General features: G+C 40.6%; 21 protein-coding genes and 2 tRNA genes. 16 read left to right on the top strand and 7 right to left on the bottom strand.

What is annotated here, in order from left to right; genetic code table 11:
• The first annotated feature begins 411 nt into the window (after positions 1 to 411).
• From cydA to nadA, 12 genes are all read left to right on the top strand, one after another.
• Positions 412 to 1,998 (top strand): cytochrome ubiquinol oxidase subunit I, encoded by a 1,587-nt coding sequence (cydA, locus tag BTO08_RS07965; protein ID WP_105060587.1) that lies wholly within the window; start codon positions 412 to 414, stop codon positions 1,996 to 1,998.
• Between the two features lie 17 nt (positions 1,999 to 2,015).
• Entirely contained in the window at positions 2,016 to 3,152 is a 1,137-nt protein-coding gene (cydB, locus tag BTO08_RS07960; protein ID WP_105060586.1) for a cytochrome d ubiquinol oxidase subunit II, read from the top strand.
• A 14-nt stretch (positions 3,153 to 3,166) separates the two neighbouring features.
• Positions 3,167 to 3,274: a cytochrome bd-I oxidase subunit CydX gene (gene cydX, locus BTO08_RS07955; RefSeq protein WP_005370675.1), complete on the top strand. Its 108-nt coding sequence runs from the start codon at positions 3,167 to 3,169 to the stop codon at positions 3,272 to 3,274.
• 1 nt (position 3,275) lies between these two features.
• Complete coding sequence (ybgE, locus tag BTO08_RS07950; protein WP_105060585.1) at positions 3,276 to 3,569, top strand: cyd operon protein YbgE; 294 nt, start codon at positions 3,276 to 3,278, stop codon at positions 3,567 to 3,569.
• A 278-nt stretch (positions 3,570 to 3,847) separates the two neighbouring features.
• On the top strand, positions 3,848 to 4,252 hold the full coding sequence (ybgC, locus tag BTO08_RS07945) for a tol-pal system-associated acyl-CoA thioesterase (RefSeq protein WP_105060584.1): 405 nt from the start codon (positions 3,848 to 3,850) through the stop codon (positions 4,250 to 4,252).
• The gene (gene tolQ / locus BTO08_RS07940) at positions 4,253 to 4,942 is read left to right on the top strand and encodes a protein TolQ (protein WP_105060583.1); all 690 of its coding nucleotides are present in this window, start codon (positions 4,253 to 4,255) and stop codon (positions 4,940 to 4,942) included.
• 3 nt (positions 4,943 to 4,945) lie between these two features.
• Positions 4,946 to 5,389 carry a protein TolR gene (tolR, locus tag BTO08_RS07935; RefSeq protein ID WP_105060582.1) on the top strand — a complete coding sequence of 148 codons (444 nt, stop codon included), beginning with the start codon at positions 4,946 to 4,948 and terminating at the stop codon, positions 5,387 to 5,389.
• A gap of 9 nt (positions 5,390 to 5,398) precedes the next feature.
• Positions 5,399 to 6,487: a cell envelope integrity protein TolA gene (gene tolA / locus BTO08_RS07930; protein WP_105060581.1), complete on the top strand. Its 1,089-nt coding sequence runs from the start codon at positions 5,399 to 5,401 to the stop codon at positions 6,485 to 6,487.
• Between the two features lie 35 nt (positions 6,488 to 6,522).
• Positions 6,523 to 7,851: a Tol-Pal system beta propeller repeat protein TolB gene (gene tolB, locus BTO08_RS07925; protein ID WP_105060580.1), complete on the top strand. Its 1,329-nt coding sequence runs from the start codon at positions 6,523 to 6,525 to the stop codon at positions 7,849 to 7,851.
• Between the two features lie 58 nt (positions 7,852 to 7,909).
• Entirely contained in the window at positions 7,910 to 8,449 is a 540-nt protein-coding gene (pal, locus tag BTO08_RS07920) for a peptidoglycan-associated lipoprotein Pal (RefSeq protein WP_105060579.1), read from the top strand.
• Positions 8,450 to 8,470: 21 nt separating this feature from the next.
• Positions 8,471 to 9,193 (top strand): tol-pal system protein YbgF, encoded by a 723-nt coding sequence (gene ybgF / locus BTO08_RS07915; RefSeq protein ID WP_105060578.1) that lies wholly within the window; start codon positions 8,471 to 8,473, stop codon positions 9,191 to 9,193.
• Positions 9,194 to 9,356: 163 nt separating this feature from the next.
• Positions 9,357 to 10,418 carry a quinolinate synthase NadA gene (gene nadA / locus BTO08_RS07910; protein WP_045082665.1) on the top strand — a complete coding sequence of 354 codons (1,062 nt, stop codon included), beginning with the start codon at positions 9,357 to 9,359 and terminating at the stop codon, positions 10,416 to 10,418.
• A 99-nt stretch (positions 10,419 to 10,517) separates the two neighbouring features.
• Here nadA and BTO08_RS07905 read toward each other — a convergent pair whose 3' ends face one another.
• Positions 10,518 to 11,090 (bottom strand): UPF0149 family protein, encoded by a 573-nt coding sequence (locus BTO08_RS07905; RefSeq protein ID WP_105060577.1) that lies wholly within the window; start codon positions 11,088 to 11,090, stop codon positions 10,518 to 10,520.
• Positions 11,091 to 11,350: 260 nt separating this feature from the next.
• Here BTO08_RS07905 and BTO08_RS07900 point away from each other — a divergent pair.
• A tRNA-Ser gene (locus BTO08_RS07900) sits at positions 11,351 to 11,438 on the top strand.
• 29 nt (positions 11,439 to 11,467) lie between these two features.
• Positions 11,468 to 11,558 (top strand) — tRNA-Ser (locus tag BTO08_RS07895).
• Between the two features lie 318 nt (positions 11,559 to 11,876).
• On the opposite strand, the gene BTO08_RS07890 is transcribed toward BTO08_RS07895, so the two are convergent.
• From BTO08_RS07890 to BTO08_RS07865, 6 genes are all read right to left on the bottom strand, one after another.
• The gene (locus BTO08_RS07890; protein ID WP_105060576.1) at positions 11,877 to 13,043 is read right to left on the bottom strand and encodes a hypothetical protein; all 1,167 of its coding nucleotides are present in this window, start codon (positions 13,041 to 13,043) and stop codon (positions 11,877 to 11,879) included.
• A gap of 38 nt (positions 13,044 to 13,081) precedes the next feature.
• Positions 13,082 to 14,230 carry a hypothetical protein gene (locus tag BTO08_RS07885; RefSeq protein WP_105060575.1) on the bottom strand — a complete coding sequence of 383 codons (1,149 nt, stop codon included), beginning with the start codon at positions 14,228 to 14,230 and terminating at the stop codon, positions 13,082 to 13,084.
• A gap of 76 nt (positions 14,231 to 14,306) precedes the next feature.
• Positions 14,307 to 14,972 (bottom strand): hypothetical protein, encoded by a 666-nt coding sequence (locus tag BTO08_RS07880; protein WP_105060574.1) that lies wholly within the window; start codon positions 14,970 to 14,972, stop codon positions 14,307 to 14,309.
• A 212-nt stretch (positions 14,973 to 15,184) separates the two neighbouring features.
• Positions 15,185 to 15,790 (bottom strand): CDP-alcohol phosphatidyltransferase family protein, encoded by a 606-nt coding sequence (locus tag BTO08_RS07875; RefSeq protein ID WP_105060573.1) that lies wholly within the window; start codon positions 15,788 to 15,790, stop codon positions 15,185 to 15,187.
• A complete protein-coding gene (locus BTO08_RS07870) occupies positions 15,780 to 16,430 on the bottom strand; it encodes an ATP-binding cassette domain-containing protein (protein ID WP_105060572.1) in 651 nt (216 codons plus the stop codon). Before BTO08_RS07870 ends, BTO08_RS07875 begins: the two co-directional genes overlap by 11 nt.
• Before the next feature lie 18 nt (positions 16,431 to 16,448).
• Entirely contained in the window at positions 16,449 to 18,098 is a 1,650-nt protein-coding gene (locus BTO08_RS07865; protein WP_105060571.1) for an ABC transporter permease, read from the bottom strand.
• Between the two features lie 244 nt (positions 18,099 to 18,342).
• Here BTO08_RS07865 and BTO08_RS07860 point away from each other — a divergent pair, with 244 nt between their 5' ends.
• Positions 18,343 to 19,968, top strand: a complete 1,626-nt coding sequence (locus BTO08_RS07860; RefSeq protein ID WP_105061325.1) for a LytS/YhcK type 5TM receptor domain-containing protein — start codon at positions 18,343 to 18,345, stop codon at positions 19,966 to 19,968.
• Between the two features lie 10 nt (positions 19,969 to 19,978).
• Positions 19,979 to 20,713 (top strand): LytR/AlgR family response regulator transcription factor, encoded by a 735-nt coding sequence (locus BTO08_RS07855; protein ID WP_277949261.1) that lies wholly within the window; start codon positions 19,979 to 19,981, stop codon positions 20,711 to 20,713.
• The last annotated feature ends 42 nt before the right edge of the window (positions 20,714 to 20,755 follow it).

The raw sequence follows: 20,755 nt of genomic DNA, 5'->3' as shown, positions 1-20,755 counted from the left end.
CAGGAAAAAGAACAATATTTCAGAATACGAACAATTATAATTCATTGTTTTCTCCTTCCAAATTCATTCTTCCTATCAAAATCTTTCGTAAATTGATCTAAATCAAAAATATCGGCGTACTGGCTATCAAGCTCATTTTTTCTTGATATTTGTCAAAGCAAAACGCGTAATAAACTCTTTGAAGATTGCAATTAATATCTGTAATATTACCGACGACTAAATTAGCTATAGAATTACGTATATTTAAATTTATTTAAACAATATTGCAACACAACATGGACGCTTGTAATTATTAGCAAGTGATCAGGAAGGTCGGCAAGATTGCAATAAGTGTTCTATACGAAGCTAAGCCCAATAATCGGTACGTATGTAGTACTGTCACCAGTCAGCTGGTGAATAAAGGAGTTATCAATGTTAACTGATGTCGTCGAACTATCGCGGTTACAGTTCGCTCTAACAGCGATGTATCACTTTTTGTTCGTTCCACTAACTCTAGGTATGGCTTTTTTACTAGCCATCATGGAGTCCGTTTATGTAATGACCGGAAAGCAAATCTACAAGGACATGACTAAGTTCTGGGGTAAGCTTTTCGCGATTAACTTTGCTCTTGGTGTGGCTACTGGCCTATCTATGGAGTTCCAGTTTGGTACAAACTGGGCATACTACTCTCACTATGTTGGTGATATCTTCGGTGCGCCGTTGGCAATCGAAGCACTAATGGCATTCTTCTTAGAATCAACGTTAGTCGGCATGTTCTTCTTTGGTTGGGATCGTCTATCCAAGCGTCAGCACCTTACTGTCACTTGGCTAGTAGCTCTTGGCTCAAACTTCTCCGCACTATGGATTCTTATTGCTAACGGCTGGATGCAAAACCCAGTAGGCGCTGATTTCAACTTTGAAACAATGCGTATGGAAATGGTGAGCTTTGCAGACGTAATATTTAACCCAGTAGCACAGGTGAAGTTCGTTCACACTGTAGCGTCAGGTTATGTATGTGGCTCAATGTTTATTCTAGGTGTTAGTGCATACTACATGCTGAAAGGCCGTGACATTGCTTTTGCTCGCCGTTCATTTGCAATTGCAGCAGCGTTCGGTATGGCATCTATCGTTTCTGTAATGATCCTTGGTGATGAGTCAGGTTACGAGCTAGGCGACGTTCAGAAAACAAAACTTGCAGCGATTGAAGCAGAGTGGCACACAGAGCCAGCACCTGCGGCATTTACTGCGTTTGGTTTCCCTAATCAAGAAACAATGGAAACCGATTACGCAATTAAGATCCCTTACCTAATGGGTATTATTGCAACGCGTTCTCTTGACACTCAAGTAACGGGTATCCGTGATCTTAAGAAAGAGCACGAAGTACGTATTCGTAACGGTATGGTTGCATACGGCCTACTAGAGAAATTACGTGCGGGTGATAAGACACCAGCAAACATTGCAGCTTTCGATGAAGTGAAAAAAGACCTAGGTTACGGTTTACTACTTAAGCCTTACACCGATAAAGTTGTTGATGCGACACCTGAACAAATTCAAAAAGCAGTAGATGACTCAATCCCTCAAGTATGGCCGTTATTCTTTAGCTTCCGTATCATGGTTGGTGCTGGTTTCTTAATGTTTGCCATTATTGGTGCTGCATTCATCCAGTCTTGTCGTCATAAGATCACGGGTAATAAACTAGTACTAAAAGCTGCGCTATTTGGTATTCCACTACCTTGGATTGCAATTGAAGCAGGTTGGTTTGTTGCAGAGTATGGTCGTCAACCATGGGCAGTAGGTGAAATTTTACCGGTTCATATGGCAGCTTCTAACTTGGCTCCATCTGATATTTGGTTCTCACTAGCAGCAATTTTAGCGCTTTATACAGCATTCCTAGTTGCTGAAGTTTACCTAATGGTTAAATTCGCTCGTCTTGGTCCAAGTAGCTTGAAAACAGGTCGCTACCATTTCGAACAAAATGACACAAAACAAGATGTGGTTTCACGTCAGGTTGAAGCGTAAGCAGGGAGAAACAAATAATGTTTGATTATGAAAGCTTGCGACTAATTTGGTGGTTATTAATCGGTGTATTATGCATCGGCTTTGCAATCACTGATGGTTTCGATATGGGTGTAGGTATTCTATCTCATATTATTGGTAAAACAGATAATGAACGTCGAGTAATGATCAACTCGATCGCGCCTCACTGGGATGGTAACCAAGTATGGTTAATCACCGCTGGTGGTGCATTGTTCGCAGCATGGCCACTTGTTTATGCAACAGCATTTTCAGGTTTCTATGTTGCAATGATCCTGACGCTAGCTGCACTTTGGCTTCGTCCTCTTGGCTTCGATTACCGTTCAAAGCTGACAGATCCAAAATGGCGTAGCCTTTGGGATAAAGCAATCTTCGTAGGTAGCTTTGTACCACCTGTGATCTTCGGTGTTGCATTCGGTAACCTAATGCAAGGTGTTCCATTTGAGCTAAACGAGTTCATGATCCCAACTTATAAGGGTTCATTCTTTGGTCTGCTAAATCCATTCGCATTATTGTGTGGTGTGGTTAGCTTGCTGATGATCGTGACGCAAGGTGCGACATTCCTACAAATGAAAACAACAGATGCAATTCACGCGCGTTCTCGTAACGTAGCTGCGATGTCTGCTGTAGCGATGGCTGTTGTATTTGTTATTGCTGGTTTTGTATCTCAAAGCATTAATGGTTACGTGATTACATCTGAAATCATTAAAAATGCACCTTCAGATCCAACAACGAAAGAAGTAATGCGTCAGACAGGTGCATTGTTCATTAACTATGCGAACTACCCTGCACTATGGATTGCGCCAATCCTTGCTGTAGTGATGCCGTTACTGACAGCGCTTTGTTCACGTGCTAACCGTGCTGGTTTTGCTTTCTTATTCTCAAGCCTTACGGTTGTAGGTGTGATCTTAACGTTTGGTTTTGCAACATTCCCATTCATTATGCCTTCAAGCCTAGATCCAAACATTAGCTTGACGATTTGGGATGCAACATCCTCTGAGTTAACATTGAAGATCATGACTGTAGTTGCCTTTATTATGGTTCCAGTGATCTTGGCTTACACCTCATGGTGTTACTACAAAATGTTTGGTCGTCTAGATACTAAATATATCGAAGACAACAAAACTTCACTGTACTAAGGAGTAGACGAACAATGTGGTATTTTGCTTGGATTTTAGGTGTTCTACTGGCTTGTTCTTTTGGTATCGTCAACGCGTTATGGCTTGAAACGACCGAAAACATGGATAACGACAGTGAGTAATATGGATCGTGCGATAAAAGCAATACATGCGCCATTGATGATGTTGCCACTAAAGTTATTAGCGATTGCAATGGCAGTGACTGTTGCAGGCTTACTTATGTGGGAACCACACCAGTTTGCTGATGCAATTGGTGGCTTTGGTCCTGTGATTGCGCCGTTGATGATTTGGGCAACATGTAGTGCCATGGTTTTTGGTATGAGTTTTGTGCCTCATCGTTGGTATTGGCAGTTATTTTTCTCGCCAATCATCGCACTTCCGATATTAATTTATGTTCTTAAATTGTACTTTTTTTAATAGAAGACGATTTGTAGAATAATCAAACGGCTTACTACTGTGGTAGTAAGCCGTTTTTTTATAAAAATTAGGTATGTACTACATTCATTTCGCTTGTTGCGCATGGTATGTGAACAGAAATGTGATTTGATTGTCAGAATGGACACGTAAGCGTTAATTTTCTATAAAATAACGCCTTGAAAGCATCACTTAGTAACAAACTTACATTAAGTTGATGTACAGTAGCGGTAATATATTTTTGCATATATAGATGATAGCCACGGCTCAATGGTAACAAAATGACACAACTTAATGTTTTTAAGTGGCCAGTAACCATTTACTATGAAGATACCGATGTTGGTGGGGTGGTATACCACGCTAACTATTTGAAGTTTTTTGAGCGAGCACGAACAGAATACTTGAGAAAAATTGGGCTAAATCAGCAACAGTTACTTTCACAAAATATGAGTTTTGTTGTGCGTAGCGTAAATATTGATTTTCTTCGTGGTGCAAAACTTGATGATCAGTTAATGGTACATTCAGTGGTGCAAAATACACGACGAGCTTCAATCGAGTTTAGCCAAGAGTTAGTAAACAATAACAACGAAGTGCTGTGTAAGGCATTGGTGAAAATTGCTTGTGTCGATCCGACAAAGATGAAGCCTATTGCACTTCCTGAACAATTAAAGCTGGAGATAAATTAAGTGAACTCAGAGTTGACGGTTTTAGACATTATTCTAAATTCAGGTGCGCTTGAAATTATGGTGATGCTTATTTTGTTAGGCATGTCGATTGCATCATGGACAATGATCATCAAGCGCTCTCAAGTATTGTCAGAGGCTAGCCGTAAAGCAGCACAATTTGAAGATCGTTTTTGGTCAGGTATTGATTTATCTCAGTTGTATAAAGAAGTACAAGCACGTAAAGATGACCTAACAGGTTCTGAACAAATTTTCTATTCAGGTTTCAAAGAGTTTGCACGTCTACACCGTAGTAACGATAAAGTGCCAGAAGCGGTGATGGAAGGTACAAGTCGAGCAATGCGTGTATCTCTGTCAAAAGAAGTTGATGAATTAGAAACCAATCTACCGTTTTTAGCAACGGTAGGTTCAATTAGTCCGTATATCGGCTTATTTGGTACGGTACTAGGTATCATGACTGCATTTATTGCACTTGGTGCGATGAAACAGCCAACATTAGCAACCGTTGCACCCGGTATCGCTGGGGCATTGATTGCAACGGCGATGGGCTTGTTTGCTGCGATTCCTGCTGTAATGTTCTACAACCGTTTAACCAATAAAGTATCAAAGCTAGAACATACATACGCAACGTTCATGGAAGAATTTTCAAGTATTTTACACCGCCAAGCATTTGCCGCTAATCAGGAGAAGTAAGCAATGGCTTATCAACCGAAAAAGCGCAAAATGACAGCGGAAATTAACGTTGTTCCCTATATCGACGTAATGTTGGTATTGCTTATTATCTTTATGGTAACAGCGCCGTTTGTGAGTCAAGGTGTGGATGTGGATCTACCACAAACAACCACGGCAGAAACGGTGGCTGAGATGAATAAAGATAGCGATATTCCGCCAATTATTGTGGAAGTTGATAAAGATGGCCACCTTGGTGTCAGTATCGACAATGCAGACATGCAACGGGGCTTATCGCTGCAAGAAGTGCTCGCACGTGTGAAAGCACAAATGGCAGCGCAGCCTAAAACGTTAGTGATGGTAGGTGGTGATGGTCGTACACCTTATGCACATATTATCGAAACATTGGACGCCTTAAACCAAGCAGGTGTCGGCTCTGTTGGCTTAATGACTGAGCCTCTGGAGCAATAAGGTTAAAGAATGAAAAATAACAATTACACAGGTTCCACCGTTATATCGTTATTTATTCATGCGCTGTTGATTGGATTATTGTTCTGGGGCGCTGATTTTACGATGAAAAAATCAGATGTGGGCGGCAATACCATTCAAGCTGTGGTTGTCGATCCTGCAATGATTCATCAACAAGCGACGCAAATTCGAGAGCAACGGGAAGCGGCTAAACGTGCTGAGCAAGAACGTAAAAAAAGGCTAGAAGAGCAGACGGAAGCGCTTGAAAAGCAGAGAAAAGATGAAGCTGAACGTGTTAGACAGTTAAAAGCCGATAAGCTAAAAGCTGAGAAAGAAGCACGAGAAGCAGAGAAACAACGCAAGTTAGTCGCAGAGCAACAAAAGCAAGCGGCTGAAGAAAAACGTAAAGCTGATGAAGCGGCAAAAGTAGCGAAAGCACAAGCAGCAAAAGCAGAAGCTGAGCGTAAAGCGAAACAAGAAGCTGCAGAAAAAGCGGAGCAAGTGCGTCAACAAAAACTTGAAGAACAACGTAAAGCGGAAGAAGCAAGTCGACAAGCTGAACTTGAGCGTCAAAAGCAAGTAGCAGCGAAGAAGAAAGCCGAAGAAGAGGCAGCGAAAGCGGAAGCTAAACGTAAAGAAGCAGAAGCAAAACGTATTGAGGCTGAGCGTAAGGCAGCAGAAGCTAAGAAAAAAGCAGAAGCAGAAGCTAAACGCAAAGCAGCTGAAGCGAAGAAACTCCAGCAGCAAAAAGAAGCAGCATTGAACGATATGTTTGCAGGCCTTGAAGCGGAAAGTGAGCAGCGTGGTGGTGCGAAAGGGCAACATATTGCTGATGAAGTTGCACGTTATGGCGCAATATATAAACAAATGATTCAACAAAATTTATTGGTTGATCAAAGTTTTAAAGGCCAAGAATGTAATTTGACTATGCGTTTATCTGCAGATGGTTTAGTACTGGATGTCACTCAATCTGGTGGTGATGGTGCATTATGTCGCGCGGCAAAATCTGCTGTAGTAAAAGTTAGCCAATTCCCAATGCCTGATGATCCAGAAATTGCGAAAAAATTAAGAGATATCAAACTTGCAGTCACGCCACAGTAAATGATTTGTGGTGCAACATAAAATAGGAGCGATGGATGAAACGTTGGATAATGGGCTTATGTTTAGCTCTATTAAGCGTTAGCCAATTTGCACATGCTGAACTTGAATTAGTGATCACTGATGGTGTGGATTCTGCACGCCCAATTGGTGTTGTTCCTTTCCAATGGGAAGGTGAAGGTAAACTACCCACTGATATTTCTGCAGTTATTGCATCAGATTTACAACGAAGTGGTAAGTTTAGCCCAGTGCCGACAAATAAATTGCCACAGTTACCTCACAATGAAAGCCAAATTGATTACTCTGCATGGAGTAAGATGGGCGTTGATGCGGTTGTAACAGGTACAATTGTTAAGAATCAAGATGGCAATTACACCGTTAATTATCAGTTAGTCGATATTGTTAAAGGCAAACTAGCAGCAGGTACTGAAGGGGCTGCAAAAGGTGATTATTTACTATTGAATAATCAAGCGTCAGTGAAGCCTAACCGCATGCGTCAATATGCTCACCGTATTTCTGATTTAATTTACCAGAAGCTAACGGGTGAACGTGGTGCATTCTTAACGCGTATTGCATACGTTGATAATAATCGTTCATCGAAGTTTCCATATCAATTGCGTGTTGCTGATTACGATGGTTACAACGAACGTGTGGTATTGAAGTCCAAACAGCCGCTAATGTCTCCTGCATGGTCTCCAGATGGCAGCAAACTGGCGTATGTAAGTTTTGAAAGCGGTAAAGCACAAATCTTCGTGTTAGATATCTACACAGGTAAGCGTGAAGTAGTGGCGGATTACCCTCGCCATAATGGTTCACCACAGTTTTCACCTGATGGTACTAAATTAGCGATGGTACTTTCTAAAACAGGTAGCTTGCAGATCTATATTAAAGATCTGAAAACCAATCAATTACGCCAAATTACTCACGGCCGTGCTAATAATACGGAAGCGGTATGGGCACCTGATGGTCAGTCTCTTTACTTCACCTCTGATCGTGGCGGTCGCCCACAGGTTTACCATTTAGATTTAGCAACAGGTGATACGCAACGTGTAACTTGGCAAGGTGCTCAGAACATGGGACCACAAATTACACCTGATGGTCGTTACCTTGTTGTCGTAAACCGTTCAGATAGTGGTTACAACATTGCGAAACAAGATCTTAAAACAGGTGCAATGCAAATTTTGACAAAAGCACGCCTTGCCGAGTCACCAAGTATTGCTCCTAATGGAAGTATGATTATTTATAGCTCAGCGCAAAATAATGGTACTTACGAACTTTCTTTGGTATCCATCGATGGCCGTTTCCAAGCACGCTTACCATCAACAAGTAAACGTGTACGAGCGCCATCTTGGGGCCCATTTTTATAATTTGAGTTAGTTCTCATTTGCCTTTTGAGGCACGATTGAGTTTAAAAAGGAAATATAGATGCAACTGAACAAAATTTTAAAAAGTTTAGCGATTGCGCTACCAATGATGACATTGGCTGCATGTAGTTCAACAGATAGTGCAGACAGCTCTGCTGCTAACCAAAACGGCACTAATGGCGGCACTTCGCCTGATCAAACAATTGTTACTCCTGTTGATCCATCAGGAAGCATGAGTGAAGAACAATTGCTTGAGCAGCAACTGCAGCAGTTACGTCAAGAACAAACTGTTTTCTTTAAGTTTGATAACGCAGAGATTCAACCTGAGTATCAAGCAATTTTAGAAGCACATGCAGCGTACTTACGTGACCACCCAAGTATTAAAGTCATCGTTGAAGGTCATGCTGATGAGCGTGGTACGCCAGAATACAACATTGCATTAGGTGAGCGTCGTGCCAATGCGGTAGCACAATACCTGCAAGCATTAGGTGTACCTGCATCTCAACTTTCAATTGTGAGCTACGGTGAAGAAAAACCATTAGTATTAGGTCACACTGATGCTGATTATGCGAAAAACCGTCGTGCGGTTTTAGTTTACTAATCTAATGTAGGTAAACCCAATATGAGCAGTAACAAAGTAATGCGAAAACTTGCATTAGTGTTGCTGATGAGCGCGGCGACCCAAGTGGTCGCCGCGCCTGTATCGGCAGCGAATTTAGATAGCTTAGAGCGTATGCTTGAAGCGCAAGGGCAGGTGCAGCTACAAATGCAGCGTCGCTTAGAACAGATGTCATCAGATATTGATGAGCTTCGTGGCAACGTTGAACGTAATAGTTATGAAATTAAAAAAGTGGTAGATCGTCAACGCGACATCTATAGAGAAGTTGATAACTTGAGCCGCCAACCAGCGAAAGCCGAGCCTACGGACGCTAAAAAAGAAGCGGCATCAAGCGAAGCTTTTTCAAGTAATACCGATGAAAATACGGCCTATGAAAAAGCGGTTAATCTGATCTTAAAAGAGAAAGATTATAAAGGCGCAACAAAAGCGTTCCAAAGCTTCCTAACGACTTACCCTAATTCGGTTTATAAGCCGAATGCTAGTTATTGGTTGGGGCAATTATTCTTTGCTCAGAATCAGCTAGCAGATGCTGCAACGAATTTTAAAGTGGTTGCAGATACCAAAGACTCAAGTAAGCGCGCTGATGCGTTGCTGAAACTTGGTGTGATTGCAGAACGTGGTAATGATATAGCTACGGCAAAAACATATTATCAAGAAGTGATCAAAGCATACCCGAATTCAACGTCTGCTAATCAAGCTAAAACAGCGCTTACGAAGTTAAAATAAACGCAGTTACGGTTTGATTTTAAAAGCCCACAAAGAAATGGTTATTTCTGTTGTGGGCTTTTTTGTTACTACGAAGTCGAAGCAGTGTTGGTTAAAGGTGAAATTTGGAAAATCCAGCGTATAATGTTCGGACACTAAAGGAATGCTAATGAGCAAGTGAAAAATGAGTATTACATTTGATCCATCAGAGATGGTATATCCGTTTCCACCAAAACCTGCCCGACTAACTGATACTGAAAAACAGCAATATATTCAGCAAATCAAACAATTGCTAAAGGATAAAGACGCAGTATTAGTGGCGCATTATTATACCGATCCTGAAATACAGGCATTGGCTGAAGAAACTGGCGGTTTTGTTGGTGATTCACTAGAAATGGCTCGTTTTGGTAATCAACATCCAGCCACTACTTTAATTATTTGTGGTGTACGCTTTATGGGTGAATCAGCCAAGATTCTTACACCAGAAAAGCATGTATTGATGCCAACCTTAGATGCTGAATGTTCGCTTGATTTAGGTTGTCCTATTGATGCATTTAGCGAGTTTTGCGATGCTCACCCCGATCATACAGTTGTTGTCTATGCCAATACGTCTGCTGCAGTAAAAGCACGTGCTGATTGGGTTGTAACATCGAGTATTGCACTTGAAATTGTTGAGCATTTAGATAGCGAAGACAAGAAAATCATTTGGGGACCAGATCGTCACTTAGGTTCTTATATTCAGAAGAAAACAGGTGCAGAGATGCTGTTGTGGCAGGGTGAATGTATTGTTCACGACGAGTTTTCTGCTAAAGCCCTACGCGACATGAAGCACCTATATCCTGACGCTGCTATTCTTGTTCACCCTGAATCACCTGCGAGTGTTGTCGCATTAGCTGATGCTGTGGGTTCAACAAGCCAGCTTATTAAAGCCGCGAAAGAGCTACCGAATCAGAAGCTTATTGTAGCAACTGATAAAGGCATTTTCTTTAAGATGCAGCAAATGGTGCCAGAGAAAGAATTAGTAGAGGCTCCAACAGCGGGGGCTGGGGCAACATGTCGTAGCTGCGCACATTGTCCGTGGATGGCAATGAATGGTTTGAAAGCGATTTACACCGCATTAAATGATGGTGGTGAGCAGCATGAAATTTTTGTTGATGAATCGCTACGTGAAAAATCACTGATCCCGTTAAACCGAATGCTAGATTTTGCGGCTGAATTGCAATTAAAAGTAAAAGGTAATGCTTAAGCTTTTTGTTGAATCAGCGGCAATTAATAACAAACGAGCATAAAAAAGAAGGCGAACAGAGATGTTCGCCTTCTTTGTTTTAGGGGAATGTGTTGATTATTAGTCTTGAACTAACATTGCGCCACGTTGTGTTAAGCCACATAGCATTACAGGAATGGCATTAAAGATCTCTTCAAATTGCGCTAAGGCATCAGCATCTTGTTCTTTTAATGCTTCAAGTGCTGTTTCAGGATCAAACAGTAGGCTGAAAGAAAGCAATACGCCACCCAGTAGAGCATTATCTTCACTTTCTGGTGGCATAATGGTTTCCCAATCATCACGCGCAAGTTGCCAACCCTGAAGCATACCCTCACAGAAGTTACTGGTTGCTTCGGTGACAATTTGGCTATCGTCTAGTGCACAGCCTTCAGGCCATTGCCATGTGTTGTCATAGAGAGTTGTACGTGCTTCATTTAAAATATCAATGATTGCATTGGCATAGTTTTCTAATTCTTCATGCGTACTAAAAGGAGAGGTTTCTTCTCCACCCCATAAAAAAGCTAGCCATTCTGTTGGGGCAATAATATTAGGTGCTGCTGCCATTGCAGTGACAAAGCCACGTGTTTGCGCTTCGTTGAGCAGTAGTTCGGCAAGCTGTTGATCTTGCAAAATGACGCTAAGTTTTGAAGACATATAAAGAGTCTCTATTTAATCATTGTTAGGATATTCCTTGACCTATTTAACGATCAACGAAAGAGTAATCAAGTATTAGTTACTTATTGTAACAGCCTCGTTAGGTCAAAATAGAGACACGATGAGATATTTTCGTATAAGTATCAGATTTGTTTTAAAAGTAGACACTTAATGCGATGCTTTCAGTTTTATCTTGACCTAATACCTTTAGCACAATATAGTAGCCGTCCGTTAAGAGGCAGTGCCTATTAACGCAATGTGGTGAGGTGTCCGAGTGGCTGAAGGAGCACGCCTGGAAAGTGTGTATACGGCAACGTATCGAGGGTTCGAATCCCTCCCTCACCGCCATCTCTTATTTTTTAAGAGATAACAATTTAGGAGAGATGGCTGAGTGGTTGAAAGCACCGGTCTTGAAAACCGGCATACGTTTATAGCGTATCTAGGGTTCAAATCCCTATCTCTCCGCCATATTAAAGAAAGCCGCTAAGTTAACCCTTAGCGGCTTTTTTGCATCTGGAAGAATAATTATATTTTAAAATTAATCTGATATTTATATTAGAAGGGTTCAAATCCTCAAATACCCAGAACTGCTCCACCATATTAAAGAAAGCTACTAGCGAAAGTCAGCGGCTTTTTTGCATCTGGAAGAATGATTATATTTTAAAATTAATCTGATATTTGTATTAGAAGGGTTCAAATCCTCAAATCCCCAGAACTGCTCCGCCATATAAAAGAAAGCCGCTAGCGAAAGTTAGCGGCTTTTTTACGTTTAGATAAAACCTATCCTCAATATAAATTTCTAGGCACAAGCTTAAAGCTATTGCGGTGTATATCCATTTCAGGTGATTCTTCACCGCGTGGAATGTGGTGCAAGGTTAAGTTGTACCAAACAACAAAGTCTCTGTTTTCTATAGATTTATTATCTTGAATAAAGTCAGCAAGTTGTTTTTTACCGTTACACATTTTGTTATGTGAGGCGTAACGTTCACAAGCAATATCACGGGAGATGTGAAGATCGTTACGGGTGAATTTCTCTTTTTTGATGCCTTTAAAGCGGTGACCAGAATCCCCAGGCTGAAGAATGTAGCCTTTATTGGAGTTGACATTTTCTTGTACAAACCACGTTTTAAAATTGCTTTCTTTATGATTAAAACGTCCTTCTTTGGTTATCTGGGTCGCATTTTCTACCGTTTTATTCCCGTCTTTTGTATAACGTAGCACTTTAAAAACATCATCGTTTTCCTGATCACCTACGGCGAAATCGATACGCCAAAAGTAATTATGGATATGGGATACACCCACAGTATTGTGTCCGATTTTCCATCCTAATTTACGATAACGATCTTCTCTTGCAGGGTTATTGTTTATGTTGACGGTAGTTTGCAATGCACCTGTTGCACCTACTGCAAATTCAATCATGCCATTACTATAGAAACGCCAATCAGGAATGTAATTATAGGCGCCGACTTGGTGAGAAGAAAAAAGTTGTAGGTACTCACTGCTTGCAGGCGCACCCGTTAGATCATGTAATGTGGTATCGCTAGCTGTTTTAATACATAGACTAGGAAGGTTATCTTCATAAAGGGTGTCTATACGTTCAATGAACCCGTTTTTGCAGTTTTGTGGTTTAATTTCAATCATGCTACCGCCAAAGTCGTAGTCGGTTACATCATGAAAGCGATCTTTACCATTATCATAAGGCACAAAAATTTGAGAAAGTATAACTTCATTTATTACTCTAAAAGGCGTGGTGCTATTAGGTGGTGTATAAGTAATATCTGTAAGGTAGATACCTTCATCACTATCGAACTCCCAACACATTGACCATTTTGCACCATTGCTGAAGTTCTCTTGAACGTAGTTACTGTCATCTGGGCTACATGCAAATACGCTAGATGAGTAAAAACATGCAAGAGCCAAGTATATTTTCCACCATCTTTTTACTGTAAACATATTATCCTCTCTACATTTAAGTCGATTGATTTCATGTTCTAGTCAAGGGGAGTTGGATATTCTGGATCGGGAACATTAGGGTTTTTGCTAAAGACATCTCGAGGATAAACAGTAAACTCTTGCCATAGCAGCGCGAGATCGTCACTACTGGTGTAAGGCGGAATATAATGTGCTGTTAATTTAATCCACGCTACAACATCAGTTATCGTTTCTTGATCAACCATTTGAACCACATTCTCAGCACAATCAGTTTCATTATTTATGATCGCTTTATGCTCACAAGGGTGGTAATTCGTGAAGTAAACGTCAGATTCAGTCCACGGACGTTGTGCATCACGTTCAATCGCAGCATGGCTTAATGGGAAAATGTGATAAGACGAAGGCATATTGTATTGATTAGTAATTTGCCCATCGTAAATACGCCAGCTTTTCATCTTTTTACGATCATATTGTTTTTTAAATTCAGCAGGTTGTAGAACTGTGTTGGTTCTGATTTCACGTTTATTTCGACCTTTTCGAATATGGGTACGAAACTCTTCGACATGATCGTTAGTGGCGGTTGCACCTATGTCTAAATCTAAACGCCAGAAGTAATTGACGATGTAGTGAGTATTGTTGCTGTCATCAGTAACGAGGCTCGCTGAAGGAGTAAAGCTACCGTCATCGTGTAAACGTAAGCGGGAAATAAATTGGTTGTTATTCACGGTGACAAGGCTAAGTATATCGACAGAGTTTTTACGGCGAGATTCGTCATCATAATGCATGGCATAATCAGATGTTGCAGGCTTAATACATAATAGTGGGTTATTTTCACTATCAGATAGCAATGTTCCGTTTAGACAGTTACCACTTAATATTGATTGTGATTTATCTAATTGGTTAATTTTAAGAGTATTACTGGTGTTTTGTGCATCGACTAACTCGATTTGATTGAGAGCAATTGATGAAGCGATATAGGTATTAAGTCGCTCTCTTACGGTTTTGAATGCAACATCGTGTAGGCTGATACCAAAACGACTGTCCCATTGCCAACAAAACTGCCAGAGATTACCTGACTCAAATTGGTATTCATATTGTTGCTGAGTAGGACATTGATACTTTTCTGATGTTGTTACCGCATGTACGGAAATACTCGCGGATAAACCTAACAGCATAAGTAGTGCATAAATTAGTTTACAGTCTTTCATCACTCTTCCACCTAAGTCATTGTATAGAGATGAGAATAATCATCAGGTACTAATGATGATCTACGTGCTCACTTACCTAGCGATTGTGACTAAAAGGGGTAATGGTTTGTTTAGATAAATTGACGATCGCTTTGGTTTCTAATGTTACATATTCATAAGGTGCCTCTAATGAGGCCAAGAAAAAGTACACGCAGCGATGTAATCCGCAGTTTTTAGTTTCCGGATAGACAGGCAGGCTGTGAGTGTTGTCGGTCGTTAACACAATGGCTTTTATATTGAGGTTAGATAAAGGATCTTGAGCGGGTAGTGGATGATGATATCGGTCGTAATATTCAGTCGCTAATTGTTCCATAAAGTCAGGATCATGCACGAGAAGATGCTTTGCATAAGCGATTTCATCACGAGTAGCAGAAAATTGAATGTTTTTGAATTGTTTTGATTCAATGACTTTCTCATTGACGACATCATAAACTAAACGTTCTGTAGTGTCGGTTGGGTAATGATAGCGATAAACATTTATCCACTTACTACCGTGAGTCATGAGATTGGAGCGATGTTTTGAAACTTTGATCACTCTTGATGTTACTGGGTGTAGGCTACGGCTATTATTGCCATCAAGGCTTTTGGCTTTGGCATAATCCTCTGAGGTTAATGGCTCTGCATGGACATACGATACTAGCCCTAAACTTAAAGGGATGATCGCACTTATAAACAGCTTTTTTGTCTGCTTAAATGTATACATTGTTATTTCCTATGCTAAGAAATAAGACTTTAATACGCTTTAAAAACACAAAGCTCTGAATAAGTTTAGTTGATATATTTGTCATTAGTGGTTGTTCTTTTGTTCAGTATAAAAGATGAGACGGCGTTTAAAAAACTAAGACAGATATAAGAAATGAGAATGAGGGAAGTCATAAGATGCTAACTTTACATTTGTTAGCATCTTATATTGTTTTATTTCAATGTGTTAAAACCACCATAAATACGCGTAAAAGTGGTAAACCAGCATGCTGACGCAAAAATATAGGCTATGACAGCGAAGTGTTGAGGGAACAAACAAAAGAGGATGAAACAAGCAATTGTTTCTGTGCCTTCTGTTAATCCACTCATGTAATACAATGATTTATTACGATATACGGGGTTTTCAATACCTCGCTTACTGGCCATAACAGCAAAAGCAAGAAAACTGCTGCCCGTTCCGATAAATGCATAGATTAAAAATGCGCCAGCAATGGCATTTTGCTCTGGATTGGCGAGTACAAAGCCGAAAGGTATTAAGGAATAGAATACAAAATCCAAACTAATATCCAGAAAGCCACCCGCATCAGTAATACCTTGAATACGTGCAAGGGCCCCGTCAACACCATCACAAATACGATTGAGCAAGATAAAAAACAGGGCTATGAAATAGTGCTCTGTAATTAAAGCTGGAAACGCTAAGCAACCGATAAGAAAGCCTGTAAAGGTGACTTGATTTGCAGTAATACCATAGGGATGTAGACGGGCTGCAATAATATTCAGCGGGGCTTTAATAAGCTTAATACTTACACTATCGAGCATAATGGCTCTCCGTTTGCCAATTGATCACACGGCTATTGTTTGGGATGTCTTGTTTATCATGCGTCACCATTAAAGTGGGTATTTGTGCTTGCTGAATTTGGTTAAAAACCCAATCTCTAAATTGTGCACGGCGGCCACTGTCTAATTTACTGAATGGCTCATCCAATAAGATTAATTGAGGCTGGGCTAATAACAGTCGAGTAAGGCTAATTCGCGCACGTTGCCCGCCTGAAATTTGATGAGGGTAAGCATTTGCTAACGCTGATAGCTGCAACTCTTCAAGAGCATTAAGAGCCAGCTTGTGGCGATCTTTACCTTTAATGCGATTGGGTAGTGCAAACGCAAGGTTTTCCCAGACTAATAGATGAGGAAAGAGCAAATCATCTTGAAATAGCATGCCTATCTGACGTAAGTGAGCAGGTACTTCGGTGATATCGTTATTATTTAATATAAGGTTACCTTGTGCCTGAAAAGCATCACTTAAATGGCCTGCTATGTAATTTAATAAGGTGGATTTTCCACAGCCACTCGCTCCCATTAAGGTCACGATTTCTCCTTTTGCGATTTGTAAGCAAAAAGAAGACAGTAAAACATCACTATTAGGCATTGATATTGTGACGTTGTTGATATGTAGACTCATGATTAGTTGACTCTATTTTTAAACGTTTATTGTTTTTCGTCGGTTTATTCGTCGAGCTAAAATAAAAAAGCCTAACGGGAGCAGCGCTTGGCATAAGGCGTAAATAGCGGTAACTCGCCTGTCCGATCCACTGGCAAGGGTTACGGCTTCTGTCGTTAACGTACTTATTCGGCCGGCACCCAGCATTAATGTTGGGAGGTATTGTGCCAAACTGACGCTAATGCCAATAACCCATGCAAAAATAAATGCCGATGATAATTGCGGCAGCTTTATTCTAAGCCATACCTGAAAAGGTGTTTTCCCTAAACTTAATCCAATTTGAGTTAAACGTTGATCATAACTGCGATAAGGGCCATCAAGTGCGAGATAGACATAAGGGAAAACAAAAAAGAGATGTGCCCAACAGACCCATAGTAGATAAGTATTCAGTGAGGAAAATAAAGTTAGTACTTGCAAACCGAAGAGCAACGATAGCTGTGGGATCAGCATCGGAATAGCAATAATGTAGTTAGGAATATGCCATTTATGTTTTATACGATATTCGTGCGCGACAATGGCAAAACATAATCCAAGCGATGCACTGATCAGTGCGATCACCACACTGATGTTGATTGTACTAAGAATATGACTCCATTCTAGTTGCCAAAAGCGCAAGCTATAACGACTTGGAAGTACATCAGGAAAGCGCCAACGCAGTGCGACTGACCATAGACTTAATATTGGGATAATCAACGCTGTTAATGCCAGCAATAGGGTAAAAAGTGATTTTCCTGGTAATGCAAAGCCATATCTGCCCGACCATTGCCACTGTTTAAAAAATTGGGTGAGTAGCCATTCTATAGCCACCGTAATACCTAACAATATTGTGCCGATAACAAATAGCATGATTGCCCCAGCGGCAGCTCGCGGCATGAGTTGTAGGTTTGGATCTATAAACCATTGCCAGACTAAAACGGCAAAGGTGGGAGGATTGGTTGGCCCTATAATTTGTGCAACATCGACGACAGAGACACCATAAGCCACGATAGCAAATAGTGGAAAACGCATCTTAGGTAACCACTGAGGGAAAATACACTTTAACCATGTTTGAGCACGGTTATAGCCCAGAGATGTTGATACTTTTTGGGTTTGCTCAATATTTAATTGTTGGAGAACCGGAATACTCATTAGCACTAAAAAAGGCGTTTCTTTTAAGGCGAGCATAACGATAAGCCCTAAGCCATAAGGCTCATTGATCAGTAACGCGGTTTCACTGACAGCATGAGTACTGAGATTGGCTGGAAGTACTGAATACAATAAACGAACGCCCATACCTGTTGGCGCAAATAAAAAGGCAAAGCCAATCGCGAAAGCAACATGGGGAATAGCGAGAAGAGGGCTTAATGCTGATTCAATTCGCTGCCACAGGCGGGTGCCCCAACAGGTTTGGATGATTGCAAAAGTAAATAAACCAGCAAGAAAACAGCTAGCCGCCGTTGTATAAAATGTTAAGGCAATGGAGTGTTCGACACCTTGCCATTGTAATACTTGGCTAAAACCGTTGAATGAGAATTGAGTTAACCCTAGTGGTGGCATATACCCCAATGCAGTGATCACTACACCGAGTAGCCCTGGCAATGTCGGTAAAATACACACGGCAATTAAAAGAAAGTAAAACGCAGGTAACATACCGTGTTCTCATGGTTAAAAAGGTTGCCGTCATAACAAATAAGAGACGTAAGACGATGCTGATAGTAATTATAATTATGCAATAAGCAATGCGATTTTAATTATTTAATCAATAAATTACCCGTGACGATAACTATGACCCGTTTTTGCAAACTTTTCTTTCATAACCAGTGACTAAAATTATATTCCGTATAATTGCGTTTATTTCCTTACTAGTAGGTTACTTGTGTATAACGACCAATTAATGATGTTGCTAGCAGTATTTGAACGTGCAGCTTTACTATTAATGGCACTGTTTTTATTAACACAAACCCAGCACTTTCAGTCGATTGTTAAAAAACAACATCGTCGACCTGCTGAAACTGCCATGATTTCCCTTTTATTTATCCTTTTTGCAGTTTTAAGTACTTATACAGGCGTGAAAGTTGATGGTTCTTTAGTTAATGTGCGGATCATTGCGGTGGTGTCAGGTGGAATTTTATTTGGCCCTTGGGTGGGGATCCCTGCGGGGATCATTGCCGGTGTTCATCGCTATTTGATTGATATCCATGGTCCAACGTCCGTGGCATGTTTGATCACAAGTATTTTTGCTGGGGTATTAGCAACATGGATCCACGTATCGTGTCAGAAAAAGCATTATGCTCAGTTGGGGATATTAGCAGGCATGGTATGCGAAATTTTAACTATGCTGCTTATTGTGGCTTTATCGAATAATAAAGCACTTGCCTATAACATCGTCTCTCATATTAGTTTTCCGATGATAACAGGAACGCTGTGTATCGGTTTGATTATTAAATTAGTCCAAGGACTGGATGAAGAAAAAGACATTGTGGCTGCTCGGCAAGCCAAACTGGCGTTAGATATTGCCAATAAAACCTTACCGCATTTTCGGATCAATAGCCGAGAATCACTACAAAAGGTATGTAATATTATTCGTGAATATACTTATGCTGATGCGGTGGCCATTACTGATACGGTTGATGTTCGTGCTTATGCGGGGAGTGGCGAAGAGAACTTTCTGGATGCTCACCATCAAATTAGTGGTATGACACGCCAAGCGGTCACAACAGGTAAGCAAATTATCAGTAATAACCTAAATGTGCATGAGTTTCGATCTTTGTTAATTATCCCATTATGGGAAAACGGTGAAGTGAGCGGTACGTTAAAGATCTTCTATTGTAAGCCCGATCAAATACGTTTGTCGTTACGTGAAATGGCGATTGGTTTATCGCAAATTATCTCGACTCAAATGGAAGTATCCCGAATTGAACAATTAAAAACGATGGCAAGCAAAGCCGAGTTTTCTGCCTTACAGAGTAAAATTAACCCTCATTTTTTGTTTAATGCGTTAAATGCGATTTCAACGTTGATCCGTATTCGTCCTGATCATGCAAGGCAATTGATTGCTAATTTAGCGGATTTTCTGAGATATAACCTAGAACGTGATGTTGAATTGATCGATATCCAAGAAGAGTTACAACAAGTACGCGATTATGTCGCTATCGAGCAAGCCCGATTTGGTAATAAACTCGACGTTATTTTTGATATTGAAGATGTTCATCCTCTGATCCCATGTTTACTCATTCAGCCGATCGTTGAAAATGCCATTCTGCACGGTATTCAGCCATCCCGAGAGCCGGGAACGGTGACGATTGCAGTGAAAACAGTCGGTGAGAGAATTGCTATTATGATCCAAGATACAGGCATTGGGATCTCGCAAAACATCATCGACCAACTTTATACAGGTAATGTTGATTCGCATCGTATAGGTTTAAATAATGTCCATCAGCGTTTGTTACTGCTTTACGGAGAAGGCTTGCATATTCGCCGCCTAGAAAAAGGCACTGAAATGTTGTTTTACGTAAAATAAAGGTTATTCCATGATGAAAGCGCTAATTGTTGAAGATGAATATTTAGCCCGCGAAGAGTTAACATATTTAATTCAAACTCATAGCCATATTCATATTGAGGCTGCTTTTGAAGATGGATTGGAAGCCTTTAAGTTTCTCCAAACTAACCAAGTCGATATTGTGTTTCTTGATATTAATATTCCGTCGATTGATGGCATGTTACTCGCACGTAATATTTCTCAGTTTAAACATAAGCCTCATATTGTATTTACCACCGCTTATAAAGATCATGCGGTTGATGCCTTCGAACTTGAAGCGTTTGATTATTTGCTGAAACCCATTAGTGAAACAAGGATGAAAGGGTTGTTAGCGAAATTAGAACAGCAACATCAAGAGGTTAACCAACAAGAACAACAAGTGTCTGAACCATCGCGCAGTCATACCATAAATTTAATGAAAGATAACCGTATTGTTATAACGCCTGTTTGCGAGATTGATTATGCGGAAGCCAACGAAAAAATCACCACAGTTTATACTGCTGATGGTCGCTTTGTTGCGCCAATGGCGATTAGTGAGCTGGTGGCGAAATTACCTGAATCTGACTTCTTCCGTTGCCATCGCTCGTACTGTATTAATCTTTCACGGGTGCAGGAAATCATTCCTTGGGTAAACAGTACTTACATGCTGAAACTACAGCATCATGAACAACAGGTGCCAGTTAGTCGCAGTAATATTAAGCAGTTCCGTGAACGGATGAAGCTGTAATAGGTAAAGCTATAAAATGCATTTCATGCTGATATATTGCAT

Origin of the sequence: Photobacterium angustum (assembly GCF_002954615.1) — a bacterium.
In the GTDB taxonomy this organism is placed as follows: domain Bacteria; phylum Pseudomonadota; class Gammaproteobacteria; order Enterobacterales; family Vibrionaceae; genus Photobacterium; species Photobacterium angustum_A.
The sequence above is the reverse complement of the archived record's forward strand: the minus strand, read 5'-3'. Positions and strand labels throughout refer to the sequence as shown.

What these genes read in the sequence shown, in the direction of transcription:
- ybgE (WP_105060585.1), top strand. Translation starts at nt 3,276, where the DNA reads ATGGATCGTGCGATAAAAGCAATACATGCGCCATTGATGATGTTGCCA.
- BTO08_RS07880 (WP_105060574.1), bottom strand. Translation starts at nt 14,972, where the DNA reads ATGTATACATTTAAGCAGACAAAAAAGCTGTTTATAAGTGCGATCATC.
- BTO08_RS07885 (WP_105060575.1), bottom strand. Translation starts at nt 14,230, where the DNA reads ATGAAAGACTGTAAACTAATTTATGCACTACTTATGCTGTTAGGTTTA.
- cydX (WP_005370675.1), top strand. Translation starts at nt 3,167, where the DNA reads ATGTGGTATTTTGCTTGGATTTTAGGTGTTCTACTGGCTTGTTCTTTT.
- BTO08_RS07860 (WP_105061325.1), top strand. Translation starts at nt 18,343, where the DNA reads ATGATGTTGCTAGCAGTATTTGAACGTGCAGCTTTACTATTAATGGCA.
- BTO08_RS07890 (WP_105060576.1), bottom strand. Translation starts at nt 13,043, where the DNA reads ATGTTTACAGTAAAAAGATGGTGGAAAATATACTTGGCTCTTGCATGT.
- BTO08_RS07870 (WP_105060572.1), bottom strand. Translation starts at nt 16,430, where the DNA reads ATGAGTCTACATATCAACAACGTCACAATATCAATGCCTAATAGTGAT.
- BTO08_RS07905 (WP_105060577.1), bottom strand. Translation starts at nt 11,090, where the DNA reads ATGTCTTCAAAACTTAGCGTCATTTTGCAAGATCAACAGCTTGCCGAA.
- nadA (WP_045082665.1), top strand. Translation starts at nt 9,357, where the DNA reads ATGAGTATTACATTTGATCCATCAGAGATGGTATATCCGTTTCCACCA.
- cydB (WP_105060586.1), top strand. Translation starts at nt 2,016, where the DNA reads ATGTTTGATTATGAAAGCTTGCGACTAATTTGGTGGTTATTAATCGGT.
- tolB (WP_105060580.1), top strand. Translation starts at nt 6,523, where the DNA reads ATGAAACGTTGGATAATGGGCTTATGTTTAGCTCTATTAAGCGTTAGC.
- cydA (WP_105060587.1), top strand. Translation starts at nt 412, where the DNA reads ATGTTAACTGATGTCGTCGAACTATCGCGGTTACAGTTCGCTCTAACA.
- pal (WP_105060579.1), top strand. Translation starts at nt 7,910, where the DNA reads ATGCAACTGAACAAAATTTTAAAAAGTTTAGCGATTGCGCTACCAATG.
- tolA (WP_105060581.1), top strand. Translation starts at nt 5,399, where the DNA reads ATGAAAAATAACAATTACACAGGTTCCACCGTTATATCGTTATTTATT.
- BTO08_RS07875 (WP_105060573.1), bottom strand. Translation starts at nt 15,790, where the DNA reads ATGCTCGATAGTGTAAGTATTAAGCTTATTAAAGCCCCGCTGAATATT.
- tolR (WP_105060582.1), top strand. Translation starts at nt 4,946, where the DNA reads ATGGCTTATCAACCGAAAAAGCGCAAAATGACAGCGGAAATTAACGTT.
- BTO08_RS07865 (WP_105060571.1), bottom strand. Translation starts at nt 18,098, where the DNA reads ATGTTACCTGCGTTTTACTTTCTTTTAATTGCCGTGTGTATTTTACCG.
- ybgF (WP_105060578.1), top strand. Translation starts at nt 8,471, where the DNA reads ATGAGCAGTAACAAAGTAATGCGAAAACTTGCATTAGTGTTGCTGATG.
- BTO08_RS07855 (WP_277949261.1), top strand. Translation starts at nt 19,979, where the DNA reads ATGATGAAAGCGCTAATTGTTGAAGATGAATATTTAGCCCGCGAAGAG.
- ybgC (WP_105060584.1), top strand. Translation starts at nt 3,848, where the DNA reads ATGACACAACTTAATGTTTTTAAGTGGCCAGTAACCATTTACTATGAA.